General features: G+C 65.2%; 17 protein-coding genes and 1 riboswitch. Of the genes, 5 read left to right on the top strand and 12 right to left on the bottom strand.

The features are described from left to right. Positions 1-152: 152 nt before the first annotated feature. The 3 genes from BB934_RS06120 to BB934_RS06110 form a co-directional block, all read right to left on the bottom strand. Positions 153-1,436: a M16 family metallopeptidase gene (locus BB934_RS06120; RefSeq protein ID WP_099508835.1), complete on the bottom strand. Its 1,284-nt coding sequence runs from the start codon at positions 1,434-1,436 to the stop codon at positions 153-155. Beyond that, complete coding sequence (gene thrC, locus BB934_RS06115) at positions 1,433-2,848, bottom strand: threonine synthase (protein ID WP_099508834.1); 1,416 nt, start codon at positions 2,846-2,848, stop codon at positions 1,433-1,435. The genes BB934_RS06120 and thrC overlap by 4 nt, the downstream gene beginning before the upstream one ends. Positions 2,849-3,025: 177 nt before the next feature. After that, positions 3,026-3,466, bottom strand: a complete 441-nt coding sequence (locus BB934_RS06110; protein ID WP_099508833.1) for a GNAT family N-acetyltransferase — start codon at positions 3,464-3,466, stop codon at positions 3,026-3,028. Positions 3,467-3,702: 236 nt separating this feature from the next. Here BB934_RS06110 and BB934_RS06105 point away from each other — a divergent pair, with 236 nt between their 5' ends. Then, complete coding sequence (locus tag BB934_RS06105; RefSeq protein WP_099508832.1) at positions 3,703-4,059, top strand: hypothetical protein; 357 nt, start codon at positions 3,703-3,705, stop codon at positions 4,057-4,059. Here the strand turns inward: BB934_RS06105 and BB934_RS06100 are convergent. The 8 genes from BB934_RS06100 to coxB all read right to left on the bottom strand — a co-directional run bounded on the left by BB934_RS06100 (position 4,047) and on the right by coxB (position 10,685). Further along, on the bottom strand, positions 4,047-4,808 hold the full coding sequence (locus BB934_RS06100) for an SURF1 family protein (protein WP_099508831.1): 762 nt from the start codon (positions 4,806-4,808) through the stop codon (positions 4,047-4,049). The genes BB934_RS06105 and BB934_RS06100 overlap by 13 nt on opposite strands. After that, positions 4,805-5,176: a DUF983 domain-containing protein gene (locus tag BB934_RS06095; RefSeq protein ID WP_099508830.1), complete on the bottom strand. Its 372-nt coding sequence runs from the start codon at positions 5,174-5,176 to the stop codon at positions 4,805-4,807. The genes BB934_RS06100 and BB934_RS06095 overlap by 4 nt, the downstream gene beginning before the upstream one ends. Before the next feature lie 114 nt (positions 5,177-5,290). Continuing rightward, positions 5,291-6,154 (bottom strand): cytochrome c oxidase subunit 3, encoded by an 864-nt coding sequence (locus BB934_RS06090; RefSeq protein ID WP_099508829.1) that lies wholly within the window; start codon positions 6,152-6,154, stop codon positions 5,291-5,293. A gap of 68 nt (positions 6,155-6,222) precedes the next feature. Further along, positions 6,223-6,813 carry a cytochrome c oxidase assembly protein gene (locus tag BB934_RS06085; RefSeq protein ID WP_099508828.1) on the bottom strand — a complete coding sequence of 197 codons (591 nt, stop codon included), beginning with the start codon at positions 6,811-6,813 and terminating at the stop codon, positions 6,223-6,225. A gap of 8 nt (positions 6,814-6,821) precedes the next feature. Then, positions 6,822-6,983: a hypothetical protein gene (locus BB934_RS48535; RefSeq protein WP_173909426.1), complete on the bottom strand. Its 162-nt coding sequence runs from the start codon at positions 6,981-6,983 to the stop codon at positions 6,822-6,824. Positions 6,984-6,987: 4 nt separating this feature from the next. Continuing rightward, the gene (locus BB934_RS06080) at positions 6,988-7,944 is read right to left on the bottom strand and encodes a heme o synthase (RefSeq protein WP_099512657.1); all 957 of its coding nucleotides are present in this window, start codon (positions 7,942-7,944) and stop codon (positions 6,988-6,990) included. A gap of 235 nt (positions 7,945-8,179) precedes the next feature. After that, a complete protein-coding gene (gene ctaD, locus BB934_RS06075) occupies positions 8,180-9,799 on the bottom strand; it encodes a cytochrome c oxidase subunit I (protein ID WP_099508827.1) in 1,620 nt (539 codons plus the stop codon). Positions 9,800-9,827: 28 nt separating this feature from the next. Beyond that, positions 9,828-10,685: a cytochrome c oxidase subunit II gene (coxB, locus tag BB934_RS06070; RefSeq protein WP_099512656.1), complete on the bottom strand. Its 858-nt coding sequence runs from the start codon at positions 10,683-10,685 to the stop codon at positions 9,828-9,830. 313 nt (positions 10,686-10,998) lie between these two features. Here coxB and BB934_RS06065 point away from each other — a divergent pair, with 313 nt between their 5' ends. Together BB934_RS06065 and BB934_RS06060 are read left to right on the top strand one after the other, a co-directional pair. After that, on the top strand, positions 10,999-11,511 hold the full coding sequence (locus tag BB934_RS06065) for an invasion associated locus B family protein (RefSeq protein ID WP_099508826.1): 513 nt from the start codon (positions 10,999-11,001) through the stop codon (positions 11,509-11,511). 39 nt (positions 11,512-11,550) lie between these two features. Then, complete coding sequence (locus tag BB934_RS06060; protein WP_099508825.1) at positions 11,551-12,105, top strand: hypothetical protein; 555 nt, start codon at positions 11,551-11,553, stop codon at positions 12,103-12,105. Positions 12,106-12,116: 11 nt separating this feature from the next. Here BB934_RS06060 and BB934_RS06055 read toward each other — a convergent pair whose 3' ends face one another. Beyond that, positions 12,117-13,421 (bottom strand): hemolysin family protein, encoded by a 1,305-nt coding sequence (locus BB934_RS06055; protein WP_099508824.1) that lies wholly within the window; start codon positions 13,419-13,421, stop codon positions 12,117-12,119. Positions 13,422-13,585: 164 nt separating this feature from the next. Next, a riboswitch (glycine riboswitch) is annotated at positions 13,586-13,677 on the top strand. 158 nt (positions 13,678-13,835) lie between these two features. Between BB934_RS06055 and gcvT the strand changes: the two genes are divergently transcribed. Continuing rightward, complete coding sequence (gene gcvT / locus BB934_RS06050; RefSeq protein WP_099508823.1) at positions 13,836-14,984, top strand: glycine cleavage system aminomethyltransferase GcvT; 1,149 nt, start codon at positions 13,836-13,838, stop codon at positions 14,982-14,984. A gap of 24 nt (positions 14,985-15,008) precedes the next feature. Then, positions 15,009-15,383, top strand: coding sequence for a glycine cleavage system protein GcvH (gene gcvH / locus BB934_RS06045; RefSeq protein WP_099508822.1), 375 nt, complete (start codon positions 15,009-15,011; stop codon positions 15,381-15,383). The last annotated feature ends 2 nt before the right edge of the window (positions 15,384-15,385 follow it).

The following is a 15,385-nucleotide window of genomic DNA, read 5'->3' as shown; positions in this document are numbered from 1 at the left end:
GGTCAGGAGGCTTGAGGGCAAGGTGGAGCATCGGTTGGCTCCTACTTGTCCGCAGGACTCGGTTGTTATTGTTGCCAGCGGGGAATGGGGCCCGTTTGCGGCGGGATTGAGGAGGATCGACCGTGACCTTGGGAGAGGTGCGGCGCAAAACCTCAGCCGCGCAGAGCCGAGGCTATTCCGTCGAGGGATGGAAGGTCCTTGATCGGGCCGATGGCCGCCAGGGTCGGGACGCCCTTCAGCAGGCGGCGCCCCGCCTCGCGGACATGCTCCACCTCGAGGGCATCGACCTTCTTCTTGATCTCCTCGCTGGAGATCAGGCGCCCCCAGGACAGGCTCTGGCGCGCGACCCGCTCGATGCGGCCGCCGGGCGCCTCCAGGGCGGTGAGAAGGGCCACCTTCATCTGCGCCTTGGCGCGGATCAGCTCGATCTCGCTGATGTCCTGCGTCGCCTGGACCATGCAATCGAGCGTCACGTCCATCAACTCGCGCACGTCCGCTCCCGCCGTTCCGGCGCCGATGCCGAAGAGGCCGCAATCGGAGAAGGGCCAGTGGAACGAGTCGATGGAATAGGCGAGGCCGCGGGTCTCGCGCACCTCGTGCCAGAGGCGCGAGGTCAGCCCGCCGCCGAGAATATGCGCGAAGAGATGGGTCGCGAAGTAATCGGGATCCTTGAAGGACAGGCCCGGCAGACCGAGCACCAGACTGGCTTGTTCGAGCTTGCGGGAGATGCGCCTCTCGCCGCCGGTGTAGCGTCCAGGCTCCGGCTGCTGCGAGGCGACGGAAGGCATGGCGCCGAACAGGCGATCGGCCGTGTCGACGATCCGGGCATGATCCACGTCGCCGGCGGCGGCAAGCACCATCTTGCCAGGGGTGTATTCGCGCGCCAGGAAGGCGCGGATCGTCGCCTCGTCGAAGCTCTTGACGGTGTCAGGCGTGCCGAGGATCGGGCGGCCGACCGCCTGTCCGGCGAAGGCCGTTTCCATGAAGGCATCGTAGATCAGGTCGTCGGGGGTGTCCTCGACGGCGGCGTACTCCTGCAGGATCACGCCCTTCTCGCGGGCGAGCTCGCCGGGATTGAAGGCCGAGTTGATGAGGATGTCGCCGAGCACGTCGAGGGCGACGTCCACGTCCTCGCCGAGAACGCGTGCCGTGTAGCTCGTGTATTCGACGCTCGTCGCGGCGTTGATGTCGCCGCCCACATTCTCGATGTCCTCGGCGATCTGCCGGGCCGAGCGCCGCGCGGTGCCCTTGAAGGCCATGTGCTCGATCAGGTGCGACAGGCCGTGCTCGTGCGGCTGCTCGTGCCGCGAGCCGGTGCCGACCCAAACGCCGAGGGTCGCGGTGGCGATCTCCGGCATGCGTTCGGTGGCGACCATCAGGCCATTGGTCAGGGTGGTGATGTCGATCCGCTTCTCGCGGACGAAATGCTGGTTCATGCGGCAGCGCCTCTGACCGCCCGTGCGCGCTCGCGGATGAAGCGCTCGACCGCAGCCTGATCGTTCGGAAGGATCGTGAAGCTCTCCTTGCGCTCCATCAGATCCGCCATGTGCGGCGGAAGTGCGGGGCGGATGCCTGTCGCGCGCTCGACCGCATCCGGGAATTTCGCCGGATGGGCGGTGGAGAGGGCGACGACGGGCGTATGCGGATCGTCCTTCAACAGCGCGCGGCCGGCGCGGACGCCGACGGCGCTGTGCGGATCGAGCACATAGCCGGTGCTGCGGTAGGTCTCGGCCATCTCCGCGACGACATTGTCTTCGTTCACGGCCGTCGCCGTGAAGTCCTCGCGGATGCGCGCGAGCGGCTCCGCATCGATGGCGAAGGCGCGCGACTGGTTGAGGCTTGCCATGAGCCGGCGGATCGCCTCACCGTCACGGCCATAAGCCTCGAACAGCAGGCGCTCGAAATTGGACGAGATCTGGATGTCCATCGAGGGCGAGGTGGTGGGCTCGACGCCCTTCATCTCGTAGGTGCCCGAGGCGAGGGTGCGGGCCAGAATGTCGTTGGCGTTGGTGCCGATCATCAGCCGCTCGATCGGCAGTCCCATGCGCTTGGCGACGTAAGCAGCGAGGATGTCGCCGAAATTGCCGGTGGGCACCGAGAAGGAGACGGGACGGTAGGGGGAGCCCAGGGCGACGGCGGCGGTGAAGTAGTAGACGGCTTGAGCCGCCACGCGAGCCCAGTTGATGGAATTCACGCCGGAGAGCTGCAGCCCGTCGCGGAAGCGGGCATGGTTGAACATGCCCTTCACCATGGTCTGGCAATCGTCGAAGGTGCCCTCGACCGCCAGCGCATGGACGTTCGGCGAGGCGATCGTCGTCATCTGCCGCCGCTGCACGTCCGAGACGCGGCCGTGCGGGTAGAGGATGAAGATGTCGACCTGATCGAGGCCCTTGAACGCCTCGACCGCAGCGCTGCCGGTGTCGCCCGAGGTTGCGCCGACGATGGTGGCGCGCGCGCCGCGGGCCTTCAGCACGTGGTCCATGAGCCGGCCCAGGAGCTGCATCGCCACGTCCTTGAAGGCGAGGGTGGGGCCGTGGAAGAGTTCGAGCACGAACAGGTTGTCGCCGATCTGCGTCAGCGGGCAGACGGCCGCGTGCCGGAACGAGGCGTAGGATTCGTCGATCATGCGCCCGAGCGCGGCCCCAGGAATGTCGCCGTCGACCAGCGGCCCGAGCACCGCCTTCGCGACCTGCGCATAGGGCTGCCCGGCAAAGCCGCGGATCGTGTCGGCGGTCAGCACCGGCCAAGCTTCCGGCAGGTAGAGGCCGCCGTCGCGGGCAAGCCCGGTCAGCAGGGCATCGGCGAAACCGAGCGCCGGGGCTTCCCCCCGGGTCGAGACATGGAGCACGGTCGATCTCCTGGAAATTCGGGCGGACAATAGAGCGGTTTGCAATCCTTTTGAAATCGCAAACCGCGCTGTTGAGTCATTCGTCGCATCTTCTTATCGGCGAACCGGCATCCCCTTCGCCGGAAGATGCTTTAGGTGCCGCGACCGGTCACGGCAAGCCGCATCCGGTCGCAGATTTCAAGCTTTGACCCGCGCCATGGCATAGGCATCGACGAAGGCGCCGCCCCGGAAGGCATAGTCCCGGTGGGTGCCCTCGATCTCGAACCCGTGCCGCTCATAGAGCGCGATGGCCCGCGCATTGTCCACATAGACCGTGAGCTCGATCCGGCGCAGGTTCAGCCAGTCGTCGGCGATTTCGATCAGCTCGCGCAGCAGCCGGGTGCCGATGCCCCGGCCGTCTTTCTCCACCACGAGGCTGATGTTGCCCGGAGCCATGGTCTCGAGCCATTTCCGGGCTGCTTCGGGCGTCTGGTAGGGCACTCTCAAGGTACCCCAGCGATATCCGGGCATGTTTCCCAGTGCCGCGATTCCCTCGCAATCGATGGGACGTGCAGCGCGAATGACGATGTCGCCGCTATCCGCGGCATCAGGGGGATGAAGGGCTTGCTGGGCGTTCATGTCGCTCTCCTCTGGATGAGGCGGAGGCGAACCGAACCTTTGGGAAGCCCTGCTCGTCTCCGCAGGGCTTTCCGGAAAATGCTCGACGCTTGTCTAGACGCGCAAAGCCTCTCCCGTACGCCCTGCAAGGCGCATCGTGAGTCGGGTTACGGTCACGAGAAGCGTGAACATGAGGTTCATGGTACAATATCGCGGCTCACAAGCCAAGCTCGCCCCCTTTGGAGAGGGTTCAGCTCATGCGCATGACCCGGATCGACTGGATCCTGCTTCCCATTCTGGTCGGCGTGCTGGCTGGCGTCGTCGTGGGCGCGTTCCTGCTCGCGGGCTTCCTGGGCTTGGGCATCCTCGGTCTCATCGTCGGATTCATGGCCCAGCGCATCGAACTGGAGAAGGATGGCGCGGTCAGCAACGTCATGACGACCTCGCTCTATGCCCAGCAGATCAAGGCGCAGGAAACCATGACCCGTGCCGAGAGGGCGGAACGCCGGGCGGAGAACGAGACGCTTCTGAAGTGGCTGTTCATCCCCAAGGTCGTCAGTGCCGGGCTGATCATCCTCGGCTTCGGCCTCTTCTTTCTATTTCAGCTCGACTGACTCGGCTCTTGCAGGCGCCGCCAGACAAACGCTGCGAAGACTCCGATGAGGGTAAGCGCGATGCCGAACCAGGTGACCGCGTATTGCAGGTGGTTGTTCGGCAGGGTGAGCGGGGTCTGTCCGCCGCGCGGCCAACCGCCAGGATTGGGGCTCGCATCCGCGTCGATCAGGAACGGCGCGACGCGATCAAGATGGTGGGCCGCGGCGATGGCCTGCGGATCGCGGGCGAACCATTGGTTGCGGGCGGGTTCGTCGCTCGGCGTGAACGTGTTGCGTGCTTCCGGGGCCCGCACGAGGCCGGTGATCGTCACCTCCCCATGAGGCAGGCTCTCGGGGCGGCGGGCCGGATCGCGCAGGTCGGTCGGCACGAAGCCGCGGTTGACCATCACGACGGCGCCGCTCGCGAGCTTCAAGGGTGTGAGCAGGTAATAACCCTGGATCGGCGCGCCCTGACGCTCGCCGGGAGCAAGGCCGTAGACGGGGGCCTCGAACTCGTGAAGGAAGGTGCCGGTCACCCGCACCTTGCGGAACTCGTCCCGGTCCGCCCGCCAGGAGGCCCAGTCCGATTCCGGCACGACGGCGCCCGGCTCGCCATAGGCGCGGGCCTGGATCTGCGCGATCAGGTCTTCCTTCCAGGCCATGCGCTGGAGCTGCCAGGTGCCGAGGCCGATCAGGATGGCGAGGGCGACGAGCGCCGCGAGACCCGGAATAACGAGCGAGCGCCCCTTGTGCAGGCGGGAGGCGGTCACTTCTGGAAGCGTCCTTCCTCGGCCTTGTGATGGTACTGCAGATTGACCAGCACGCCCTTGAGCGGCCGCACGAGGATGAGACTGAGAGCGATGCTCAAGGCCGTCCACATGACGAGGTGGAGCCAGATCGGCGGTTCGTAGGTGAACTCGGCCCAGAGGGCGAGGGCCACCACCACGATGCCGACGAAGGACATCACGAAGAAGGCGGGGCCGTCGCCCGTATCGGCAAAGGCGAGATCGAGGCCGCAGACCTCGCATTTCGGCTGCACCTTCAGGAAGCCTTGGAACAGATGCCCCTTGCCGCAGCGGGGGCATAGCCCCTTCAGTCCGGTGGTGATGGGCGAGGGCGTGGAAGGATCGTGAGCCACGGCTTTTCTCCAAACGGTTGCCGGTCGGCGAACTCCCTCGCAGATGGCGACGAGGAGCCCAAAAGCGAAGGGCGGCCTGACGCCGCCCCTGCTGGTTCTTGTTGCGGTAGGGGGTCAGTGACCGCCGCCGGCCACCGGGCCGCCGTAGCCCCATACGTAAATGGCGGCGAAGAGGAACAGCCACACCACGTCGACGAAGTGCCAGTACCAGGCGGCGAACTCGAAGCCGAGGTGCTGCTTGGGGGTGAAGTCGCCGCGATAGGCGCGCAGCAGGCAGACGGCGAGGAAGATCGTGCCGATGATCACGTGGGCGCCGTGGAAGCCCGTCGCCATGAAGAAGGTGGCGCCGTAGATGTTGCCTTTGAAGCCGAAGGCCGCGTGGCTGTACTCGTAGGCCTGGACGAAGCTGAACAGGATGCCGAGGATCACCGTGAGCCACAAGCCCGCTTTGAGGCCCTGGCGGTCGTTCTCGAGGAGCGCATGGTGCGCCCAGGTGACCGTGGTGCCCGAGGTGAGCAGGATCAGCGTATTGAGGAGCGGCAGGTGCCAGGGATCGAAGGTCTCGATGCCCTTCGGGGGCCACACGCCGCCGAGCACCTCGATGCGCGAGTAGAGCTGCGGGTCGCCGGCATAGAGCGCCGCATCGAAATAGGCCCAGAACCAGGCGGCGAAGAACATCACCTCGGAGGCGATGAACATGATCATGCCGTAGCGGTGGTGAAGCTGGACCACGCGGGTGTGCGAGCCGGTATTGGCCTCGCGCACCACGTCGGTCCACCAGCTGAGCATGGTGTAGAGAACGCCGATGATGCCTGCGCCGAAGATGAAGGGGCCGAGATGCATCCCGGCGATGGTGAGGTCCTTCCACCAGGTCACGAACCCGGAAGCCATCAGGAAGGCGCTGACCGCGCCGATGAGCGGCCACGGGCTCGGTTCAAGGATGTGGTAGTCGTGGTTCTTGGCGTGGGCCTCGGCCATTTCGTGTCGTCTCCGTGCCTCGAAGGTGATCTCGCTTTAGGACGTTTCCGCCCAGCTTGTCACGTCTCTTATTGCGCGATGGGTTTGGTGGATGATGTCGCCTCCGCCACCGGCTTGCCCCCCTTCGAGGGGAAGTAGGTGTAGGAGAGGGTGATGGAGGTCAGATCCTTCACGTCGGAATCCTGCACGAGGCGGGGATCGACGTAGAACACGACCGCAGATTCCAGCGTTTCGCCCGGCTGCAGGGTCTGCTCGGTGAAGCAGAAGCATTCGAGCTTCGAGAAATAAGTGCCGGCGAGGTCCGGCTGCACGTTGTAGGTCGCGATCCCCGTGCTCGGCCTGTCGCCCGTGTTGGTGACCTTGTAATAGACCGTCGTGGTCTCGCCGAGCTTGACCTTGACCTCGGGCTTTTCCGGTGAGAAGCGCCAGCTCAGGCCCGGCGCGACATTGGAGTCGAAGCGGACGGCGATCGTCCGGTCCATGATGGCCGAGCCGTTCTCGTCCCGGACGATCGGGGTGCCGCCGAAGCCGGTCACCTTGCAGAACAGGTCGTAGAGCGGGACGGAGGCGTAAGCGAGACCGACCATCCCCACGACGATGCCCACGCAGGCGAAGGCCGTGCGCTGCATCTTGCGGTCAAGATTGGAAGACTCAGCCATGTCAAACCTCACAGGGGACGCTGCATGACGCCTGGGCCAAGCTTCGCGATCGTGATCACGTAGAAGATCAGCACGAGGCCGCCGAGGGTCAGGGCCAGCGCCAGCGAACGCTTGCGCCGCCGCTTCTGTTCCTCGGGCGTCAGGCTGCGGGGAGCTTTGGGGTCAGCCATCCGATCACCCGAAGACCGGCCGGAAGAAGCCGAAGCCATGCTCCGCGAGCAGGGTCGCGAAGAGCAGGAAGAGGTACAGGATGGAGAAGCCGAAAAGCTGCTGGGCCACGCGCATGGCCTGCTCGCCCTGGCGCACGCGATAGACCTGGACCGCCAGCGCCAGCATGCCGAGGCCGCCGACGAGCGAGACGATGGCATAGGCGAGGCCGCCGAAGCCGAGAGCGACCGGGGCCATGCCCAGCGGAACCAGGAGAACGGTATAGGCGAGGATCTGGAAGCGGGTGGAATCGGGGCCTGCCACGTTCGGCATCATGGGAATGCCGGCGCGCTCGTAATCGCCCGACTTCACCAGGGCGAGCGCCCAGAAGTGCGGCGGCGTCCACATGAAGATGATGGCGAACAGCACGATGCTGTCCAAGGCGACATGACCGGTCACCGCGGCCTGCGCCACGATCGGGGGGAGGGCGCCTGCCGCTCCGCCGATGACGATGTTCTGCGGCGTCCAGCGCTTCAGCAACATGGAGTAGATCACCACGTAGAAGAAGATCGTGAAGGCGAGCAGCCCCGCGGCGAGCCAGTTGCTGGCAAGGCCCAGGATGATGACCGATCCGAAGGACAGGGTCATGCCGAAGGCGAGCGCCTCGCCGGGCTGGATCTTGCCGGCCGGGATCGGACGCTTGCGCGTACGGGTCATGATCGCGTCGATATCCGCGTCCCACCACATGTTCAGACAGCCGGAGGCACCGCCGCCGACGGCGATCATCAGAAGTGAGACGAAGGCGACGACGGGATGAACGTCCGGATGGCTCACCACCATGCCGACGAGCGCCGTGAAGACGACGAGAAACATCACGCGCGGCTTCAGGAGAGCGAAGAAGTCGGACACGTCACCTTGCGAGAGTCCTGCCGTGGCAAGGCTTTCGGCTTTGGGTTCGGCCAGGCTGTTCGACATGGTGCTCATAACTGAAATCTTCCGAAATGCCGTGACGAGGCCGAAAAGGCCTCCGATATTCGGCTCCTCGCCGGAGGGCTTGAACAAGAAGCCCTCGGGGGAGGAGCGGGCGGCGCGTGCCGCCCACTCAAGTCTGTTAGCGCATCGTGCGGAAAAGTGGACCCGGTTTTCCGCTCCGAACGATGCGCTCTTCAATAAGTGGAGCATCGGACCCAAAAGTGGGTCCACTTTTGGGTCCGATGCTCTAGTGATCCGTGTCGACGACGCGGGGCAGCGTCTCGAACTGGTGGTACGGAGGCGGAGAGGACAGGGTCCATTCCAGCGTCGTTGCACCCTCGCCCCACGGATTGTCGGCAGCCTTCTCCTTGCGGATGAAGGAATAGACTACGCCGAACATGAAGATGAAGAGGCCGGCGAAGAAGATGTAGGCGCCGATCGAGGACACGAGGTTCCAGCCTGCGAAGGCATCCGGATAATCCGCATAGCGGCGCGGCATGCCGGAGAGGCCGAGGAAGTGCATCGGGAAGAACAGCACGTTGGCGCCGATGAACGCGACCCAGAAGTGCAGCTTTCCGATCCAGTCGGGCATGATGTAGCCGGTGATCTTCGGGAACCAGTAGTAGATGCCGGCGAAGATCACGAAGACCGCGCCGAGCGACAGCACGTAGTGGAAGTGGGCCACCACGTAATAGGTGTCGTGCATGTAGCGGTCGATGGGAGCGTTCGCGAGCACGACGCCGGTAACGCCGCCGACCGTGAACAGGAACACGAAGCCGACAGCCCACTGCATCGCAGCCGTGAAGCGGATGGAGCCGCCCCACATGGTGGCGATCCACGAGAAGATCTTCACGCCGGTGGGAACCGCGATCACCATCGTGGCGAACACGAAGTAGGCCTGCGTCTGCAGCGAGAGGCCGACGGTGTACATGTGGTGCGCCCACACGACGAAGCCGACCACGCCGATCGCCACCATGGCATAGGCCATGCCGAGATAGCCGAAGATCGGCTTCTTGGAGAAGGTGGAGATGATGTGGGACACGATGCCGAAGGCCGGCAGGATCATGATGTACACTTCGGGGTGACCGAAGAACCAGAACAGGTGCTGGTAGAGCACCGGATCGCCGCCGCCCGACGGCTCGAAGAACGTCGTGCCGAAGTTGCGGTCGGTGAGCAGCATCGTGATCGCGCCCGCGAGAACCGGCAGCGACAGGAGCAGCAGGAACGCGGTCACCAGCATGGACCAGGCGAAGAGCGGCATCTTGTGCAGCGTCATGCCCGGAGCGCGCATGTTGAGGATCGTGGTGATGAAGTTGATCGCGCCGAGGATCGAGGCCGCACCGGCGAGGTGCAGAGCCAGGATGCCGAAGTCGAGCGCGGGGCCGGGATGGCCGGTCACCGAGAGCGGCGGGTAAACCGTCCAGCCGCCGCCGAAGCCGAGCGAGCCCGGAGCGCCTTCGACGAAGAGCGAGCAGAGCATCAGGCAGAAGGCGGAAACGGTGAGCCAGTACGAGATGTTGTTCATCCGCGGGAAGGCCATGTCCGGCGCGCCGATCATGAGCGGGATGAACCAGTTGCCGAAGCCGCCGATCAGCGTGGGCATCACCATGAAGAACACCATGATGAGGCCGTGGCCGGTCACGAAGACGTTGAAGGCCTGCGGATTCGAGAAGTACTGAAGGCCGGGCTCCTGCAGCTCGAGGCGCATGGCGACGGAGAGAAGGCCGCCGACGATACCGGCCGTGAAGCCGAAGATGAGGTAGAGCGTGCCGATATCCTTGTGGTTCGTGGAATAGAACCAGCGGCGCCAGAAGGTCGGAAGGTGATCGTGGTGATCCGCGTGAGCGGCATCAGCTGCATGTGCCATGATGAGACCTCTGTGGTCCTTCTTACAATTACTGAGCGGTGGCGAACTTGAGCGGAGCAGGGCTTTCGGTCGAAGCATACTTCTGCTTCGCCTCGGTCAGCCATGCGGCATAATCCTGCTCGCTCACGACACGGATTTCGATCGGCATGTAGGGATGGCCGTTGCCGCAGAGCTCGGAGCGCTGGCCGTAATAGACGCCGACCTTGTCGGCCTTGAACCAGGTCTCGTTCAGACGGCCGGGAACCGCGTCTATCTTGATGTAGAAGGACGGCATTGCGAAGGCGTGGATCACGTCGGCGGAGGTCACCTGGACGCGCACGACCTTGCCGACCGGCACGACCATGGCATTGTCGGCGCCGAGCAGACGCGGCTGGTCGGGCTTCAGATCCTTGGCTTCGGCGATCATGTTCGAATCGAACTTGAAGCCGCCGCCCTGGTCGGCGGGATACTCGTAGCCCCAGTACCAGGAAAAGCCTGTCGCCTTGACCACGATATCGGCCTGCGGCGGCACCAGCTGCTGGCGCAGGAGGCGGAAGGAAGGGATGGCGATGGCCACGAGGATCAGCACCGGAACGATGGTCCAGGCAACCTCGAGAAGAGTGTTGTGGGTGGTCTTGGAGGGAACCGGATTCTTGTTCTCGTTGAAGCGGGCAACGATCACGAGGAGCAGGGCCAGCACGAACAGGCAGATCACGACGACCAGCCAGACCAGGTAGGTGTGGAAGTTGGACACGCTCTGTCCCAACTCGGTCACCATATCCTGCATGCCCATTTCCCAGGGCGAGGGCCGGCCGGCCGCAGCCCATGCCTCACTTATGCCCAACACAAGTGCGACCGCTGCCGTGGAGAGGGCGGTCACCGATCGACGTGCATTCTCGATCTGCATCGGCGTTCCAAAGCTCCTAAAGATGTGATGGCGCAAGGCCATGAAAGCATCGGGGAAGGCGCGGGCATGCAGAAATCGGCGCCCGGCTTGCGCCATCACCTTTGATCAGCGTCAAAGACCACAGGACGCGCTCAAGCGCAACGGTAGAAGCGTTCCAAACTGTGCGTCATAACCGCCAAAAAGCATTTCATCCCCTCAAACCGTCCCTCTCGCTTGACATCGCGGCCCCTGCCATGGTCCCAACGGGCCAAAGATGAACCGAAGCGGCGGCGGCCGCTGCCCTCGCCAGAGGGATTCGAGGATGGAGAAACCGATGGGCGCAACGCGGTGGGTTCGGTCCGGTGCAGCGGCATTGCTGGGGCTTACGGCCCTGTTCGGAGCCGCCGGAGCCGGCGCTCAGGGCATGGTCAAGAACACCTACGGCGAGTGGCAGATGCGCTGTGAGACTCCGGCGGGGGCCACGACCGAGCAATGCGCTCTCGTGCAGAACGTCGTGGCCGAGGACCGCCCCAACGTCACCCTCGTCATTATTGTGTTGAAAACCGCCGACGGCAAAAGCCGCCTCCTGCGCGTCGTCGCACCTCTTGGTATTCTGTTGCCCTCGGGCCTGGGTCTCAAGATCGACCAGACGGATATCGGCCGGGCCGGCTTCGTGCGCTGCCTGGCGACCGGCTGCGTCGCCGAGGTCGTGATGGAGGACAGTCTGATCAGCCAGATGAAGACCGGCCAGTCGGCCACCTTCATCGTGTTCCAGACGCCGGAGGAGGGGATCGGGATTCCCGTGTCCCTGAATGGATTTGCGGCCGGGTTCGACGCCCTTCCGTAAGAGATGAAGAAAAGACTGGGGGCAATCATGAGAGATGGAGTGAGCCGGAAGGCCGGATGGACGCTCGCCGTGCTCGGCCTGTCCGCCCTGACGGGTTGCAATTCGGCGGGTGGGGGCGGCTTCGGGGTCGGCAACATGCTGCTCACTGCGGGGACGACCCAGGCGCCGGCCCAGGCGGCTGAGACCAGCGACGTCTATTGCCCGACGGTCGACGTCTTCGACGGCGGCTCGGTGCTTCAAGTCCGCGGCGGCGGCGATGCCGGTTCGGTGCGCAGCCAGCTTACCCTGGGCGAGATCGCCCGCGAATGCGTCGGCCGGCCGGACGGAACGACCGTGGTGCGGGTCGGCGTCGAGGCGAGGGCGCTTCTGGGCGCCGGCGGATCCGCGGGCCGCTACGACATCCCGGTCCACATCGTCGTGAAGGACGGCTCGACTGTCTTCGCCAACCGCACTCGCCGCGTGGCGGCGGCGATCCCGGCGGGCCAGACCCAGACGACCGTCTCCGTGATCGAGGAGGGCATCGTGATTCCCGCGGCCAATGCCAACAGCTTCGAGATCGAGGTCGGCCTCGGCACCGGCGGCCGTCGCGGTTAATACGGCGCCGGCTAATATAGCGCGGCCGCGCCCGCCCGCTGGTTGAGGGGCGCGGCGAGGACCTTGTCGATCCGGCGCTCGTCCAGGTCGATGACCTCGAAGCGCCAGCCCATGGTCTCCACATGCTCGCCCGTGGTCGGCAGGTGCTGCAACTCGCTGATCACCAGCCCGCCGACCGTGTGGTAGCTGCGGCTCTCCGGCAAGGTGACGCCGAGGATCTCGGCCATTTCATCGACGGGCATTGAACCCGCGAGCAGCCATGAACCGTCCTCGCGCCTGACCGCATCGGGCTCCGGCGCCTCGCCGTCGGACCGGAAGGCGCCGACGATGGCCTCCAGGGCATCGGCCGGGGTCACGACCCCCTCGAAATGCCCATATTCGTCATGAACCAGCGCCATCGGAACCTCCGCGTCGCGCAGGATCGCCAGCGCATCCAGGGCATAGAGCGTATCCGGGATGACCGGTGACGGCTGGACATGCTTGCGGATGTCGAGCGGCTGGCCGGACAGCATGGCCGCGAGAAGCTCACGCGACTGCACGACGCCGATCACGTTGTCGGGCGTGCCCTCGCTGACCGGCAGGCGCGAATGCGGGGTGCCGATCAGCAATTCGCGGATCGCCTCCTCGCCATCGTCGAGATCGATCCAGTCGACATCGGTGCGGGGCGTCATGAGCCCACGCACCGTCCGGTCGCCGAGGCGGAGCACGCCCGAGATCATGCGGCGCTCCTCCTCCTCGATCACGCCGGCGCTCTCGGCCTCGCCCACCAGCAGCTTGATCTCCTCTTCGGTCACGGTCGACGAATCGTCGGATTTGGACCAGAGCAGGCTGAAGATCAGGCTGGTTGACGCGTTGAGCAGCCAGACCGCCGGGGCGGCGACCTTCGAGAGCACCAGCATCAGGGGCGCCATGGTGCAGGCGATGGTCTCCGGGTTGCGGAGCGCGAGCTGCTTGGGAACCAGCTCGCCGATGACGATGGAGAGATAGGTGATCGCGCCGATCACGAGGCCGTAGCCCAAGGGCTCGGCGGCGCCCTCGGGCATGCCCTGGGCCAGGAAGATGTCGGTCAGCCTTCCACCCAGCGCGGCGCCCGAGAAGGCGCCGGCCAGGATGCCGACGAGGGTGATGCCGATCTGGACCGTGGACAGGAACCGGCCCGAATCCTCCATGAGAATCAGGGCCGTGCCGGCGCCGGAGCGGCCCTGCTCGGCCATGGCCTTGAGGCGGGGGCGGCGGGCGGAGACGATGGCGAGTTCGGAAAGAGCGAAGACGCCGTTGAGGGCGACGAGAGCGAGAGCGATGATCAGTTCGAGCAACGATGCTTGGAGCTGCTGACCGGATCAGGCCGCGCTTCTCCCCTTCTGTGAAAAGATGGCTTCTAAAATGGAGCGTTGGGAGGCCGCCGTCAATTAAAGGGTGAGGAGGAGTGCCCTGCTTTGTTGACAGGCGTGCAAATCCTCTTCAGAGCTTAACCCAGCCGATGATCCCCGCGGAAGAGACCGGACCTTTGCGTCCGGCGCCGAAGGCGCAACCGCCCCGGAAACGCTCAGGCCAAAGGACCGCGCGGGAGCTGGCACTCTGGAAAGCGGCGACGTTTCAATAGGCGTCGCCCACCGACGGGCGTAACCTGCCGCAAAAGCGCCAGGGAAATCTCTCAGGTCTCGGGACAGAGGGGGCGCAGAGCAGCGGGCCGCGAGGCTCGATGGAACGCGCACCTTTGAGGAAACCCGATGGCCGAGCCAGCGCATAGCGACGAGCCTCTCCTGAAAACCCCGCTCCATGCCGAGCATGTGGCCCTCGGCGCCCGCATGGTGCCCTTCGCCGGCTACGACATGCCGGTGCAGTATCCCGCGGGCATCCTCACCGAGCACAACTGGACCCGCGAGCATGCGGGGCTGTTCGACGTCTCGCATATGGGCCAGGCCTTCCTCGTCGCCGAGGACAAGAGCCACGAAACCGTGGCCAAGGCGCTCGAGGCGCTGATTCCCGCCGACGTGCTGAACCTCAAGCCCAACCAGCAGCGCTATTCGCAGTTGCTTAGCCAGGATGGCGGCATCCTCGACGATCTCATGGTCACTCGCGTCGGGGCTCCCGGCCACGAGGGCTGGCTCTACCTCGTGGTGAACGCTTCCATGAAGGACGCCGACTACGCCCATATCCAGGCTCGACTGCCGAAGGGCGTTTCCCTGAATCCAAAGGACGGACTGGCGCTGATGGCGTTGCAGGGACCGTCCGCCGCCGCCGTGCTCGCAAAGCTTGCACCCGAGACTGCCGATGTGCCGTTCATGATGTCCGCCGATGTGCAGATCGACGGCATCTGGTGCCACGTCTCCCGTTCCGGCTATACGGGCGAGGACGGTTTCGAGATCTCCTGCCACGCGGCGGATGCGGCCAAGCTCTGGAACACCCTGCTCGCCGATCCGGAGGTGAAGGCCATCGGTCTCGGCGCGCGCGATTCGCTGCGGCTCGAGGCGGGCCTGTGCCTCTACGGCCATGACATCGACACCACGACCTCGCCCATCGAGGCCGGCCTGATCTGGTCGATCCAGAAGCGCCGCCGCGAGGAGGGGGGCTTCCCGGGTGCCGAGCGCGTTCAGCGCGAGATCAGGGACGGTGCCTCCCGCGTCCGCGTCGGCATCAAGCCGGAAGGCCGTGCGCCGGCGCGAGAGGGCACCGTCATCACCACGCCCGACGGGCGCGAGGTCGGCATCGTGACCTCCGGCGGCTTCGGCCCCACGGTCAACGGCCCGGTCGCCATGGGCTATGTGGCGAAGGACGTGTCCGCCATCGGCACCGACCTTCATCTCATCGTTCGCGGCAAGCCGCTGCCGGCCAAGGTCGCAGCCATGCCGTTCGCTCCGCATCGCTACAAGCGCTGACATTTCAAGAAGAGGGAATTCATCATGACCACGCGCTACACCAAGGATCACGAATACATCCGCGTCGAGGGCGATGCCGGCATCGTCGGCATCTCCGACTATGCCCAGAGCCAGCTCGGCGACGTCGTGTTCGTGGAGCTGCCGAGCGTCGGCAAGACCCTGTCGAAGGGTGACGAGGCGGCGGTCGTCGAGAGCGTGAAGGCGGCAAGCGAAGTCTATGCGCCGGTCTCCGGCGAGGTGGTCGATGTCAACCGCGATCTCGAAGCCGCTCCCGGCACGGTCAACGAGGATCCGGCCGGCCGCGGCTGGTTCATGAAGATCCGTCTCATGGATCCGAACGAGCTCGACGGCCTCCTGACCGAAGAGCAGTACCAGGAATTCGTGAAGTCGATTTCCTGAGC

The organism is Microvirga ossetica, assembly GCF_002741015.1.
Lineage (GTDB): Bacteria > Pseudomonadota > Alphaproteobacteria > Rhizobiales > Beijerinckiaceae > Microvirga > Microvirga ossetica.
Note: the sequence above shows the minus strand (reverse complement) of the source record. Positions and strands in the feature narration are given on the sequence as shown.

What these genes read in the sequence shown, in the direction of transcription:
- BB934_RS06120 (WP_099508835.1), bottom strand. Translation starts at nt 1,436, where the DNA reads ATGAACCAGCATTTCGTCCGCGAGAAGCGGATCGACATCACCACCCTG.
- BB934_RS06110 (WP_099508833.1), bottom strand. Translation starts at nt 3,466, where the DNA reads ATGAACGCCCAGCAAGCCCTTCATCCCCCTGATGCCGCGGATAGCGGC.
- BB934_RS06105 (WP_099508832.1), top strand. Translation starts at nt 3,703, where the DNA reads ATGCGCATGACCCGGATCGACTGGATCCTGCTTCCCATTCTGGTCGGC.
- BB934_RS06090 (WP_099508829.1), bottom strand. Translation starts at nt 6,154, where the DNA reads ATGGCCGAGGCCCACGCCAAGAACCACGACTACCACATCCTTGAACCG.
- BB934_RS06085 (WP_099508828.1), bottom strand. Translation starts at nt 6,813, where the DNA reads ATGGCTGAGTCTTCCAATCTTGACCGCAAGATGCAGCGCACGGCCTTC.
- BB934_RS48535 (WP_173909426.1), bottom strand. Translation starts at nt 6,983, where the DNA reads ATGGCTGACCCCAAAGCTCCCCGCAGCCTGACGCCCGAGGAACAGAAG.
- BB934_RS06080 (WP_099512657.1), bottom strand. Translation starts at nt 7,944, where the DNA reads ATGAGCACCATGTCGAACAGCCTGGCCGAACCCAAAGCCGAAAGCCTT.
- ctaD (WP_099508827.1), bottom strand. Translation starts at nt 9,799, where the DNA reads ATGGCACATGCAGCTGATGCCGCTCACGCGGATCACCACGATCACCTT.
- coxB (WP_099512656.1), bottom strand. Translation starts at nt 10,685, where the DNA reads ATGCAGATCGAGAATGCACGTCGATCGGTGACCGCCCTCTCCACGGCA.
- BB934_RS06065 (WP_099508826.1), top strand. Translation starts at nt 10,999, where the DNA reads ATGGGCGCAACGCGGTGGGTTCGGTCCGGTGCAGCGGCATTGCTGGGG.
- gcvT (WP_099508823.1), top strand. Translation starts at nt 13,836, where the DNA reads ATGGCCGAGCCAGCGCATAGCGACGAGCCTCTCCTGAAAACCCCGCTC.
- gcvH (WP_099508822.1), top strand. Translation starts at nt 15,009, where the DNA reads ATGACCACGCGCTACACCAAGGATCACGAATACATCCGCGTCGAGGGC.